Below are 12126 nucleotides of genomic sequence, written 5' to 3' on the forward strand. Positions count from 1 at the left end.
TTAACCTCTTCCTAACCCAAGCATGTTGATGGTTGTGTTAATTGTATTTGTAATGTTTTCAACAGTTTTGTGCATGTTTTCCGCAGCTTTCTGGACAATCTTGCTAGTCTGCATACCTACTTCCTGAACGTTTTCTCCAGAAAGTAATTTAGTTGCAGTTTCAAGTGATTTTTTACATTGGGATAGCTTGTCTTGGCCTACGGCTTTGCCTAGTTGGTCAATCGCATTAGGACCAAGGTTGTCCAATCCCTTTTGAACTTTTGAAACACTTTTATTTAGGTCACTAGCTATCTTCTCGAAGTTTTTCTCAGCTTTTTTAAGTGTTGAAGCTGGTGCTCCTTCTGCAATCAGTCCTTTTAGGTCCAGGTAGGACTGTTGAAGATCTCTTGACCTATCAATGACACTGTTGATTTGTTTCAACCCTGGCTGTTCTCCTTTTAATTTGTTGTAGGAGTTTGTTAAGAAAGAAGGCCCACCTTGAGCTTTGGAGCCGTTATGGTTGAGGTTAAATAGGCCATAAGAGTTCCTATTTGTATTTATGTTTTGGTTGTACTGGTCGACCTTCTTGTTTTCTTTATTTTGTACACTATCCTGCTCCCTTCCGTTTTCCTTACTTGGTGGGGTAGTTTTTTTTCTATTATTTGGTTTCTCTTCATCCTGTTTAGGAACGTTTTCATTCTCAACATTACGTTCAATAGTTGCTGGTTGGTCTGGGGATGCAGTTTTTTGTTCTGGGGGTTCTTCTTTTGTTTTTATATGCTTTTCCTCAGCAGGTTCAGTATGCTTCAATACATGCTCTTCAGTTGAAGGTGATCCTTTTCCTACGGAGTGCTCAATAGCTGAATTTTTTAAGCTCGCAGCTACATTTGTAATACCACCAGCATCGATACCAGTACTTTCAATGTTAACGGTAGGTGAAAATGAATACCGTTTTATTGGTGTGTCAGGTGTTATTTCTGATATTGGAGTGAAGTTGATAGTTTCTGGTAAATTGGGAGCTACAGAAGAGGTGCTTAAGCTCTGTCCTTGGCTTGCGAATTCAAAGTCAGGTGTTTCAAGCCTAATAGACTCTAGCGGGATGCTGTTAATAAGGTCTGTTATTGAGTGTTTGTTATAGTCCATTTTCTGCTAACTCCGCTAAAATTTGAGTCTTAAGAGCAAGGTTGGCTTCTCTTGTAAGTAGTGATTCGTAGTAGGCCAAAAGGTATCTTGCTAATCGTGCTGATTGAATTGCATCCATCCGAGCAACACTTTCGCTGGTCGGCCTAGGAGACAGCCCATTAACTGTCTCTACAGGCATTCCTAAGGATTTCATATCGCTAAGCTCTTCCGTTCTGCCTTGCCATATATCTGACTGAATAGAGTTCATATCGCTCAATTGGGAGCGTTTTATATAACTCGATTTCATAGTGGCAATCGCTAAGTCACTTCGAAGGTATCTATTCAGTTTTCTAGTTAATCTGAGTTCATCGTCAGAACCTTTCATGTCTTTTGGGTGAGGGATCGTAGATTGATTTTGAGTTGTTAATAGACCAACTAACTGATCCATAGCTAAACGGTCTTCGTGCGATAACTCACTCAATACTGCTTGCCCAAAGGTGTCATTTAGAAGGATTGTGTATTCTTCGTGAAGGTTAGGTGCGCCAATAGGAGCTCTATGAGATATGCTGGACTTAAGGTTATCAAAGGTTTCTTCGGCTAGTTTTCCAGGAAGTACCTTCTCCCCCTCAATTACTAGTGAACTAGTTAGGCCATCATCATCAAAGAATAGACAGCCTTGTTCATCAAAATTAGCTACATACGCCCTCTCAACAAATTCACAAAGGCCTGGTGTAACTTCCATCTTTGATTGCATTAGCAAATTGTGCGTTTCAGAGTGACTACCTGATACAGTAGCTGTATGGAAAGCTTTGAGGTTGTCGTCGTTTTGGAATGATTTAATCGCGTTATTGATCTCGTTTGCCATTTCTTGAGACTTAGTCAGCGCTCTTTCAGCTGCTGTCATACCATCAGTGGCTGTTTGACTAGCTTTTTGACCTGTTTTGGCTGGATCTACAATCGTCCAAGCTAAGAATGCATGGCTTGTGTACGGAATGAATGCAACTATAGCCACCCCAATTGTAAAGAATTTCTTCATCTTTCCACCCCAATAGAAATGTCTAATGCTGGGTTAACCACTATTTCGTTATCTGGAATTAGATTGTGCTTGTAGGTTGTCTGGTTGATTATCTGGTTTTCAACACGATTACTTAGCATTGATTGCGTGTTAGGTACGGCCAAACCTGACGAAGGTTCGAAGAGATAGTCTGTTCTATCTAATAACAACGGAATCTGATGGGCATTCGGTGAATTGCTGCTACGATGGTGTTCAACAGATCGCTTAATAACACTATGTAGTTCATTCAGCTGTGCAACCCTTAGCCATGTCTTAAAGTTTTCACTAGGTTCGCTTTTATCAAGACGAATACCGTGCATCTCTATTATGGATAGAAGGGACTGTTGCTTTGGCTTGCTCCAATCAATTTCATGGGGGAGTTCGAGCGATGTTATATCCCCATCTTCATCAATAGAAACAATAGGCAGCTGGCAGTCAAACGTAGATGTTCCGTTAAGAGCATTAGCAGCCATGTAAGACGAAAGCATCAACTCATTCGTGTTCCAGTTAACTGCAAATTGAAGGTGTTGCTTTTCATTGATAGTTAGACCTAATGACCTACTAATTGAATCAAAAACATGGTCTTGTAGGCTATCTTCTAACCTCATGTTTGCCTCGTTGCGCGGGGGGTAATAGTTGTATAATATAAGACATTCATCAATTAAAAACAATGGTGTCAAATGGGTGACTATGAGGGAAATGCAGCCTGGATTGCTGCAGTTAGTGGGCGAGCAGACATAGAGCTATACTCTATCTTCAGCCTAGAAATTAAAGAAGTGTCGGAAGGTAGAATAGGACTTTCAAGGAGTATGTCTTCTATGATTGCTTATTCTATTGATTCAAAACACAACCACTATTTAGGTTGGCCACTAGGTGAAGTTTGGGATGCTGTAAAGAAAATTGAGTTTACCGGGTTCAAAGTAGAACCAACACCACTCTCTTTATCAAGTAGTCACGAATTGCAATTGCATTATGAAGTCGAAACGGAGGTGATTGTTTCTGAACGATCTCGCAGAGGGGTTCATAACATGACAAAGAGTGAGAATCGTCAACTTCATATGTGCCTACCTGTTACAGCAAGCGTTGGTAACAAGTTAGAATCTGCCTCTCTAATTACTCTAGTGCCATATGACGGTAATCATGAGTCTGACGATGCGGATGCAATAGTAGTAACTCCCATAGATTAGACTTTTATTATATTGAATAAAAATTTGGCCCAAGATGGGCCAAATAAAGTTTCAGGGTTTGGGATGATCTCTAAAGTTATTATCTAGTTACTAACTTTCCTTTCGTTTTAGTAGATCGAAAATTGTTCTATCACTTCTCATAACTCCGCGAATATAACCCCTTTCACTTGCTGGAGTGTCTTCGTCTCCCCAAACTAGGTAGGGAGTTCCACCTGCGAACATTAAATCGCCCAAAATCTTGAATTCCCTCATTTTAGTTTCACAACTCTTCGAAATGTTACTTGGAAAGTTTCTTAAGCTCTTAGTAGAAAAGAGTTCATTGTATGCGGCTTTATTATCATCAGAGCAGTATCCATTAAGCACTAACTCACCAAAGCTATTAAGGGGCTCTTGGTGAGTACGATATATATACTGATCGACTGTAAAGTTATTCTCGAATGGGTAATCAATAATCCGTTTTCTAGGATAAGGCATGTAACGTACCTTTACACCCTCAGCATTTAAAGAAGGAATTAGAGTATGTAGCTGTTTACATACTGGACAACTAAAATCGGTAGCAACTGTCAAAGTTCCCTTATAAGGGACATCTGCATCATTTTCATAAACAATAAAGCTATCATCATCTATTGCTGGAAGAAGCATCGGAGCGTATGTAGGTCCTAACTTTTGACGCATATGAGGCTCGATGTTCTTTAATTCATCCATGATTGTGTTAGATGTTTTTTCGGAGCTTACGCTTGGAATAGATGACTGAGTTACGGGTTGTTGTTTGCTAGAATCAGAACTTTCTTGATGCTCAAGCTGTTCTTGTTTCGCTTCCATGGCCAACTTTCTTTTGATTAACGCCTGAACTCCTGGAGATTTACGTAAAATCTCGTTTATCTTTTCTTCATGAGAGCTGTTTAAGTTGGTGTTATGTTCAGAAGGTTCAGCTGGAATTGGTTGAGGCTTGGGCTTGGTGTCGCTCAATTTGACTGAAGCTTTATGACTGCTATCTGTGAAAGCAACTATTGCCTTCTCTTTGGTGATTATTGACTGTATCTCATCCTTATGTGCGCCGAATATACGACCAAGGATGTTATCGCCATTGGACAGATCAATCATTTTCCCCTTAATTGCAAAGTTAACATCGCTATCAACAATGAATGTCCCTTTGTTTGTGAAGGCGGCATAAAGGTTAGTGTCTTCCATGATTTTAATTATTTTGTATGTGGTTACACTCATTTTTTCTTCAACGAGTTGTTCAATTGGCAAAGTACTCGAGCCACTTACATAAACCTCACTTGTTGGATTACTCTTTATAGGTGCTTTATCAGTTTTATACTCAGCAAAAGCGTAGAAACTGGCTAAGGCCATTAATGATAGTGCTAAACCTTTCTTTTTATGGAATTTGATCATGATTACCTACTCATCGTTAAATTATCAAACAAGGTGTTGGCCATGTTGTTAGTGATAGTTAGTTCCGTCCCATCTACTTTATGGTTTACTCGTTGGGTGATTGGATTTTGACGCATCTCTATATGTTCTAAGAGAGAAGGGAAAAGACGCTTAGTGATAGAAAACTGAAACTTTAGAGCTTCTTTGTTCAGTTGTGAGTTAATGTAAAAAGCTGAGCTAAGGGAACTACAAAGAGTTGGGCTGGTAGAAGGCTTATATAGGCCAAGTTCATTTAAGCTTTGTAAGATCTGGATATCTGGGGAGCTGCGTTTTAAACCAGGCTGAACTAGTTCTTCAGTTGACAAAATAGGTCCACCAGCATCAGCTAGATACGTCTTTTTATCGCTCAAGCCCAAAGCACTTTTTGTAAATTCAGTTACCATTTCTACTTCTGAATGTTTGCTGTACACGGAACGATGATCAACGACATAAATAGCTGAGTGGGCTTGGTTTCTTTCTGTTAATGCCGCAAATCTTTCCATGTCTATAGCTACACAAAGCTCGCTTAGGGTATCTTCTACGGAGTTCTCTGCACTTGGATACCAATAATTCTCGGTCACACGCCCGTATGAAAGCTTTCCAGATTGATATAAGTCTTGAAGATTATTTGCGATATCACAGACAGGCGTATCGTAGTGTATTGCTACGTTCTGGTAGATGTTTAAGGTTGATGGCGGTTTCGTTGGAACTTCAACTAATTCAGACTCGGCTGACTTTAGGGAAGTGTTGTAAGTTAGGGCTTTAACGGAACTTTCATCATCTAAGAATGTAGCTACATTAAGAGTAGGTGTATCCATTAAATGGCTTGCAACCATTAACTTATGAATACTCGTTGGTCCAATACCCTGATTAATACCATAATTGGCTACTTTAAGATTTAATAGTCGTTCTGTATGTGCTTGTGCTACAACGTCTAGGTTTATTGGCCTAACCTTACTCAGTGCTGTTTTTATGCCTAAAGGTGATAACTCACTCAGATCGGCTTTCACAAGTGAACGACCATATTGATTTGCTATGGTTTGCAATTGGTAGGCGATGTACTCTCCTTGTTCGTCAGCATCTGTCATAGCGATAACATTGTCTGAGCGTTGAATTTGAGTAGACAGATACTGGTATACGTCAGAGTTCCTTGGGGACCACTTTAGAGAAGGGTCTCCGACCTTAAAATCGAAAACTCTCCCCATAGTAAATCCGCAAGTAAACTCTTCTTGAATACCTAGTGCACCTAGAGCCAAGTTAACTTGCTTCGATTTAAGGCTGCTTTCAACAAGTATTAAATTCACATTACCACCCTTTTTTCACATCCCATTTTGGTTTGGTAGATTGGTTGGTATCTCTTGATGAACTAGGAAGGTTTTGTTCAGATTGAGGGTAAACGGCTTGTCTGCTTGTACCGTTTCTACAAGGTATTAAGTTACCTTCAGAGTCAAAGAAACTGTCTAACTCTGAGCATATTGGCAAAGTTGGGTCTTTCTCAGGGTCATAAGGTTCTGGGTCTGGTTCAGTTACCTCTCCTTCATCATCCTTACAGTATGTAATTCCATTTTGTGTATAACATTCTCTGTCTCCATGATCAGGGTCTTCTATGTCTATAATGTCACCGCCACCATTCCCATCAGACGCACATTCGTACGAAACCAGTTTTCCCTTGTCGTCATAGACAGGGCAAAATTTACTTTGCATCTCAATTTGATCATCGAAGATGCCTTCCATCAAATTATCTAGGTCGAGGTCTACACTATCTGGAATCGCATCAAGTACAGGGCCAAGTGCGTCGTCAATGCCTTGCTGCCCAATATCCTGAATGGTATCGCATAGAGCTCCTTGTAAACCATCGAGGCTAAACGAAGGTAGACCTGGCAAACTAAAAGAGAAATCACACCCTTGAGTCGGGTCTATATAAGCAAATGGGTTTCCCATCTTAGGATTGCTTGTATCTACGTCACATATACCAGCTGAAGGTGCTGGCAATGAGACTTTTTGTCGACATACCCTTGCTGCTTCACTCTTAAAGGGAGTGACAGTTGCAATGACTGAAGCTAGAAGTGCAAAACGAATAATTTTATTATTATCCATCCTTAGTATTCTCCTGAATTAATCTTTTGTGAGTTGCCAGTGCCAATCGAGTTGCATCCTCACTCATATATTGCTTGTCGAATTCGATTAGAAAGTTGAAGAGGTTTAATCTTGTGTGAAGAATTTTGGCAAACTTATACCGGTTTCGGTTTTCTATACTTTGACTCGCTAGAGTTTGGTTCGCGTGGATAGAGACAATGTAATTCCATTTGTGATCGTTTTGACTAAAAGCCCCCAGCCAACCAAAAGCAGCTAAAGACGTTTTTAGCGGTAAGCACCCCAAAATTACGAGTAACCGATCGGCTTGCTCTTGCACATCCTGATTCAATGGGAAATTTGCTAATTGAGGTAGGTTTTCAGCAATGCGATTAAGTTCTCTTAATGATGGAGACTGATCCTCAACAACCCAGCTTTCTCTGGCCTCAAAGGATGAAATGCTGCTCATTACTTTTGGCTCAACCTCTTGCCAGTATTCATCTATCCATTTTTTATCGAACGTTAGTCTAATCATAGGTGACTTTTGGGTTTTGCTGATGTTGTTTTTTATTGTAATATGACATTAGTTTCGAGTCTATTAGAGGTTGAAATGAAATTCAATAACTCAATTATCGGCCCATTGGTCGACCCACAAATGCATATCTTAAGAAACCACCCTGCCTCGAATCGCGAGGTTGGACTAAACGATGCAAAGTTCGAACATATGTGTCTGCAAATTGGTGTTTCAGAATACGCATTGAATACGGATAGGGCGTTGAAGACTGGTCATTCTATTGAACATACACAAGTGCCTGAACTCGACTTCTCCGAACTATTCAACGAAGCAACTCCATCCAAACCATCAAATGATGGAAACTCACCGTCTCAACCAACTCAAGACCTATCATTTGATATTGGTGGGTTTGATTTATAGAGAGCACGCTAATGTTTAAGAAAACGTTATTAAGTTTATCCCTGGCGGTCTTATTGCCAGGGACAGCAAACGCCGTAATCTGTACAGACCCAACAGGCTTAGGTCAGATAATCAGCCAAAGTGCTCAAGATGCGATGTTATGGGCTGAAGAAAAGGGTTTAAAGATTTCTGAAATGACAATGACAGAACTAATGGAGGAATGGAAAGCATCTCAAGATACGATGCGCGAACTCGCATCAACACAGGCCATTTCTAACAGTGTTTCGGAAACTTCTAACCTTGAGCTTCAAGCAAAGATGGAACCCTCACCATTGATGTGTGATGGCATAGCAGCGGTGTCTGCACTTTATGAAGCTACAGATGACTTTTATTGCGAAGCCCAGACAAATAGCCTTGATTTTGCTGTGCAGCTTTCAGATGAAATTGATTGTGAAGGAGATAGATGTGAAACAGGGCTGCAATCATTAGCAGATGAGTCTGTATCACTTTTAGAGGGCGTTACGCATGGAGATACTGTTGAACTCGATTTATTAAATATAAAAGGTGTTTTACCCGGCATGGGTGAAGGTGGCTACTCCAAATCAACTGATGAGAAAGAGCGCACTGACACCATGCTTAAAGTACTTTTTAGCTCCGGTGAAATAAATAAAATGCCCCGCGGTGAGAATAACCAAGTTATCAATGAAAACTCGGGTGCAGATGCAAAGATGGCTTACAACCGATGGCTTAAACGTCATCTAAGAACTACAGCTGGATTTAATACAGCTCTTAGAGTTAACGGGCTCACCAACCCTCGTGATGAAAATGGGCGCCCTATTCAATCTATTCTTGAGCAAATAAAGGCTGATATTGATTTCTATAACTCTCCTGAGCAAATAAAGCTCTACGGAAATGGTGGTGACAAGTCTTGTTATTCACGCAAAGCCGCAATGGTAAATACCCAGCGTGAAATGGATGATTGGTTAAACACACCAGCTGGTCAAGCTTGCAAGGCTAATTTTACCACTGTGGAACAAGTCCAAAGAATGAACGCTCAAATTGATGCAAGGGTCCTTGCTCTGCTGGGTCATATACTGGATTCCCAGTTATCAAGCGAATTCAATTTAGGCTTACAAACTCAACTGCTAAATGAAATAGCTGGAAATGCAAGGAAATACTAATTATGGCTGTAGAGGTCACTGACGTTCTAGAGCGGTTTCTGACGCATGAATTTGTCATTTTAGTTGATGGAATAATCCTAGTAGCTCAGGGGCTGGGTTTATATCTATTTGTCCAGGGTGTCTATTTATGGCTTGCCCTCATGAGGACAAGAACGTCGTCCCCCATGGTTAGCCAAATGTATGGAAGTCCTCCCTCACCTAAATTGATAATGGCAGTTTTTATAGCTTCAGCATTTATGTGGAAATTTGGAGAAGGAATAGCTGCTTGGGGGAGTCTATTTTGGCATGGTTCAGGATTAGATTTTAGCACTCCCTATTCTGCGGCAATGTTTGATGACATAAGTCAGCGAGCTACTAACCTAGTCAATGTTTCTACCGTAGGAACGGGGATGCAAACTCGTTCTATTGCTATACGAGCTTGTTTTGCGGTCATGTCTATTTACGGAGTTATATCTTACTTCAGAGGTGTGATGGGAATAACTCTCTTAGCCAATCCACAGATGTCAGGACAAATTAAGTTTAGTCATATTGTTGTTCATATGGGGTTCGGAATTTTCCTTGTGTACATCGATTTCTTCTATCAATCACTGAGCAACACTATCACAGCTGCAACCATGAACTGAGGTCCCCTATGGCAACTTGTGCAGATTTTACTCTTACTTGTATAGAGGCTCATGTTCAGACAGGGTCGACAACAAACTTTTTAGCAATTTTATTCGGTGGTTGGGTACATCACCTTTTTGGTAATCAGAGTGTAGAAGCGACATTGACGCCTTTAATGGTCATGTTGGGGGGGCTCAATTTCTTAGCCCTACTCTATGGATCAATAAATGTCATATATAACTCTGGTCACATCATGATGAATGCTGCTGCTACAGGTCATGTCTTTGGGAAAATGTCACCATACGTTCCATTAAGAATTGCAATAGCGTTGGGGTCATTGGCGCCTATGATTCATGCTGCTGGTTCCTTTGTATCGGTAGGACAAGCTTCTGGGATGTATGTAATCGTCCATGGTGCGGGAGCAGCTGATGTATTCTGGAAAGCTGGAGTAAATGATTATGTGAATCATACTGGAGCGCAAATAGCGTCTACGAATGTAGGTGAAGTGTTCTCAGTTGGAGAAACTATGGTTTCTATGCTTTCTTGTGCTGAGTTGTTTGAAAGCTCAAATGATAGAAAATTCACTTTAAAATCGATTAATTCAAATGGGACATCTAGCATATTCCCAACCGACTCATTTCCATCATTTTCACGAATCAGCTCAATGTACCCTAATTCAAGCGGGTCTTCTTCTTCTCTTAATTATGTCGATGAGCCTATAGGAAAGAATGGGGCTGAAAATACTGGCGCTATTTTAGAATTTCGTGGAGGAGCCTGTGGTTCAATCAGGTTTGATTTCGCCCGTAAACCTACTGCTAGCTCATCAGTGGAGCAAAAGCTTGCATATTACTCGAACTACTACGGTACAGAGGCTACGTTCACTTTCATGTCAGAATTACACACGCTTGTATCGAGTATGTTATCGCGGCTGAAGAACGCAGATTTATCAAAATATGTAACGGCAATGCGAAGAAGTGATGACTCTTATTATCGTGAATATTTACTCAATGAATTAGGCTCTAAAGAGTTAGCTGAAAACCTATTCAAAGCGCACGTTGATTTAGCAATGTGTAAGTCTAAAGTTGTAGAGCGCGGTTATATGGGGGAGTTATCTCAGTCTTGGCAGGGTCAATATGAAGCAAGTCGTTGCGGTAGTTCTAAAGCGAATATCAGCATATCAGGCTCATCCTCGCTGGTCGAAGAATTAACAGAAGGGGGCTGGATGATGGCTCCTCTAGCGTTTAGCCGTATGAATGGAATGATGCAATTAGCTTCATCTGGAGTAGGTTTTTCATTAGACAATGTAATGAGTACAAATATACCGGAAAGAACCAGTTTCTGCCGTTCTGTATTCTCATGGATTCCAAGTATAAACCTTTTCGATTCATCTCTTGATGATGAAATAGATGAAGCAAACGAATGTAAGACGTATTGGCTGGCAAGCAATTTTCCAAAGTTCACTTGGGACTTAACTGAACAACTTGCAATGAGTGGAGACATAAAATCAGATTGGCCTGAGGCGCAGAAGTTGAATAACTGGTCCGCACTAATGGCCGTTCACTCGACAAATGAAAACGCAAAAGCAGCGGCGACTGGCAACGAGTCTGCAATAGTATCTGTTGCTTCCGGAATATTAAGCTCAGCTCTAAGCCTTGGTAATTATAATGGTAATCTGGCATCTGCAATAGAAACGCCAGGGATGAGCGGCATTGACTATGATGGAGCTCTATTCGACGTTACAGGGTCTACAAATGCTTTGGCGTTATTATCTACGTTAGGTGAAGCGCTTAAGAACATTTGGTACATCGTTGTATTGGCAACTGAAGGCGCAGATGTCATCAAAGGTGCCCTCGAGAGTTCTGCTTTGTCAGCTCCATTCGCTATACCTTTGGCCTTCTTCGTTAAAACAGTCGCTCCACTGGTTGTATCTAGCCTTATCGGTGCTTTTATTCTAGGTAATGTATTGCCAATGGTGCCAATAATTACATTCCTATTTGTTGTTACCGCTTTTTTCATCATTTGTGCCGAAGCTCTGGCAGGCATTGCCCTGGGCAGTGCTTTATTAGCCTCTGCTGCAGGTGAAGGGCTAATGGCTGTTCATGGTCTAAGAATGGCAGCTCTCTACGGAGCCATATTCCTGAGGCCGACTCTTCATGTAATTGGATTAATGCTTGGTTTTGCAATGTGTAACCTCAGCTTAGCTTTCCTTAATAGCGTTTGGTGGAAGTCCATTGGAGTTAACCTACCCTCCTCTTGGGATCTTTTTGATTTAGTGATGCTTACAGGAGGATATCCAATCGTTCTATTTGGTTTACTTGTTTATTGTCTAAAAGCTCCGAACTTATTTGCCAACAATTTAATGTCTTGGGTTGCTACAGATGCTATTGGTCAATTTGGTGATTCTGATCAGTACCTATCAGCAACGAATGGTACCTTCAACAAAATGTCTGATGCTTTTAATGGTTCACTTCAAAAACAACAACCTCAACAGGATCAGCAAGGCAATGGTAATAATGGCAGTGGTAATAACGGAAATGGAAACACAGGAAATGGTGAAAAGTCTGAACGACCACCAAGTGCAAGCAAATAGGACTATGT

The 12126-nt window shown here is 40.8% G+C and carries 12 protein-coding genes; 5 read left to right on the forward strand and 7 right to left on the reverse strand.

What is annotated here, in order from left to right; all coding sequences use genetic code 11:
- From R8N49_RS14995 to R8N49_RS15005, 3 genes are read right to left on the reverse strand one after another with little or no spacing between them, the layout of a single operon-like run.
- Complete coding sequence (locus tag R8N49_RS14995; protein WP_025634156.1) at positions 1-1122, reverse strand: hypothetical protein; 1122 nt, start codon at positions 1120-1122, stop codon at positions 1-3.
- Positions 1112-2137, reverse strand: a complete 1026-nt coding sequence (locus R8N49_RS15000) for a hypothetical protein (RefSeq protein ID WP_025634155.1) — start codon at positions 2135-2137, stop codon at positions 1112-1114. Before R8N49_RS15000 ends, R8N49_RS14995 begins: the two co-directional genes overlap by 11 nt.
- Complete coding sequence (locus R8N49_RS15005; protein ID WP_025634154.1) at positions 2134-2763, reverse strand: hypothetical protein; 630 nt, start codon at positions 2761-2763, stop codon at positions 2134-2136. The genes R8N49_RS15000 and R8N49_RS15005 overlap by 4 nt, the downstream gene beginning before the upstream one ends.
- Before the next feature lie 72 nt (positions 2764-2835).
- Here R8N49_RS15005 and R8N49_RS15010 point away from each other — a divergent pair, with 72 nt between their 5' ends.
- Positions 2836-3342, forward strand: a complete 507-nt coding sequence (locus R8N49_RS15010; protein WP_025634152.1) for a hypothetical protein — start codon at positions 2836-2838, stop codon at positions 3340-3342.
- Positions 3343-3432: 90 nt separating this feature from the next.
- On the opposite strand, the gene R8N49_RS15015 is transcribed toward R8N49_RS15010, so the two are convergent.
- The 4 genes from R8N49_RS15015 to R8N49_RS15030 are packed head-to-tail and all read right to left on the reverse strand — an operon-like array spanning position 3433 to position 7300.
- Positions 3433-4740, reverse strand: a complete 1308-nt coding sequence (locus R8N49_RS15015) for a hypothetical protein (RefSeq protein ID WP_025634150.1) — start codon at positions 4738-4740, stop codon at positions 3433-3435.
- A gap of 2 nt (positions 4741-4742) precedes the next feature.
- On the reverse strand, positions 4743-6062 hold the full coding sequence (locus tag R8N49_RS15020; protein ID WP_025634149.1) for a toprim domain-containing protein: 1320 nt from the start codon (positions 6060-6062) through the stop codon (positions 4743-4745).
- 1 nt (position 6063) lies between these two features.
- Positions 6064-6855 carry a hypothetical protein gene (locus tag R8N49_RS15025; protein ID WP_025634147.1) on the reverse strand — a complete coding sequence of 264 codons (792 nt, stop codon included), beginning with the start codon at positions 6853-6855 and terminating at the stop codon, positions 6064-6066.
- Positions 6848-7300, reverse strand: a complete 453-nt coding sequence (locus tag R8N49_RS15030) for a hypothetical protein (RefSeq protein WP_203347289.1) — start codon at positions 7298-7300, stop codon at positions 6848-6850. Before R8N49_RS15030 ends, R8N49_RS15025 begins: the two co-directional genes overlap by 8 nt.
- A 141-nt stretch (positions 7301-7441) precedes the next feature.
- Here R8N49_RS15030 and R8N49_RS15035 point away from each other — a divergent pair, with 141 nt between their 5' ends.
- Genes R8N49_RS15035 through R8N49_RS15050 form a run of 4 tightly spaced genes read left to right on the forward strand, consistent with a single transcriptional unit; the run spans position 7442 to position 12118 of the window.
- On the forward strand, positions 7442-7765 hold the full coding sequence (locus tag R8N49_RS15035) for a hypothetical protein (protein WP_025634145.1): 324 nt from the start codon (positions 7442-7444) through the stop codon (positions 7763-7765).
- 11 nt (positions 7766-7776) lie between these two features.
- Positions 7777-8925, forward strand: a complete 1149-nt coding sequence (locus R8N49_RS15040) for a hypothetical protein (RefSeq protein WP_025634143.1) — start codon at positions 7777-7779, stop codon at positions 8923-8925.
- 2 nt (positions 8926-8927) lie between these two features.
- Positions 8928-9548 carry a hypothetical protein gene (locus R8N49_RS15045; protein ID WP_025634142.1) on the forward strand — a complete coding sequence of 207 codons (621 nt, stop codon included), beginning with the start codon at positions 8928-8930 and terminating at the stop codon, positions 9546-9548.
- 8 nt (positions 9549-9556) lie between these two features.
- Complete coding sequence (locus tag R8N49_RS15050) at positions 9557-12118, forward strand: DotA/TraY family protein (protein WP_025634141.1); 2562 nt, start codon at positions 9557-9559, stop codon at positions 12116-12118.
- Positions 12119-12126 lie beyond the last annotated feature (8 nt).

It is taken from the genome of Vibrio sp. 1978 (assembly GCF_033344345.1).

Coding starts and splice junctions, on each gene's coding strand:
- R8N49_RS15050 (WP_025634141.1), top strand. CDS start 9,557: ATGGCAACTTGTGCAGATTTTACTCTTACTTGTATAGAGGCTCATGTT.
- R8N49_RS15030 (WP_203347289.1), bottom strand. CDS start 7,300: ATGAGCAGCATTTCATCCTTTGAGGCCAGAGAAAGCTGGGTTGTTGAG.
- R8N49_RS15010 (WP_025634152.1), top strand. CDS start 2,836: ATGGGTGACTATGAGGGAAATGCAGCCTGGATTGCTGCAGTTAGTGGG.
- R8N49_RS15035 (WP_025634145.1), top strand. CDS start 7,442: ATGAAATTCAATAACTCAATTATCGGCCCATTGGTCGACCCACAAATG.
- R8N49_RS14995 (WP_025634156.1), bottom strand. CDS start 1,122: ATGGACTATAACAAACACTCAATAACAGACCTTATTAACAGCATCCCG.
- R8N49_RS15000 (WP_025634155.1), bottom strand. CDS start 2,137: ATGAAGAAATTCTTTACAATTGGGGTGGCTATAGTTGCATTCATTCCG.
- R8N49_RS15040 (WP_025634143.1), top strand. CDS start 7,777: ATGTTTAAGAAAACGTTATTAAGTTTATCCCTGGCGGTCTTATTGCCA.
- R8N49_RS15045 (WP_025634142.1), top strand. CDS start 8,928: ATGGCTGTAGAGGTCACTGACGTTCTAGAGCGGTTTCTGACGCATGAA.
- R8N49_RS15005 (WP_025634154.1), bottom strand. CDS start 2,763: ATGAGGTTAGAAGATAGCCTACAAGACCATGTTTTTGATTCAATTAGT.
- R8N49_RS15025 (WP_025634147.1), bottom strand. CDS start 6,855: ATGGATAATAATAAAATTATTCGTTTTGCACTTCTAGCTTCAGTCATT.
- R8N49_RS15015 (WP_025634150.1), bottom strand. CDS start 4,740: ATGATCAAATTCCATAAAAAGAAAGGTTTAGCACTATCATTAATGGCC.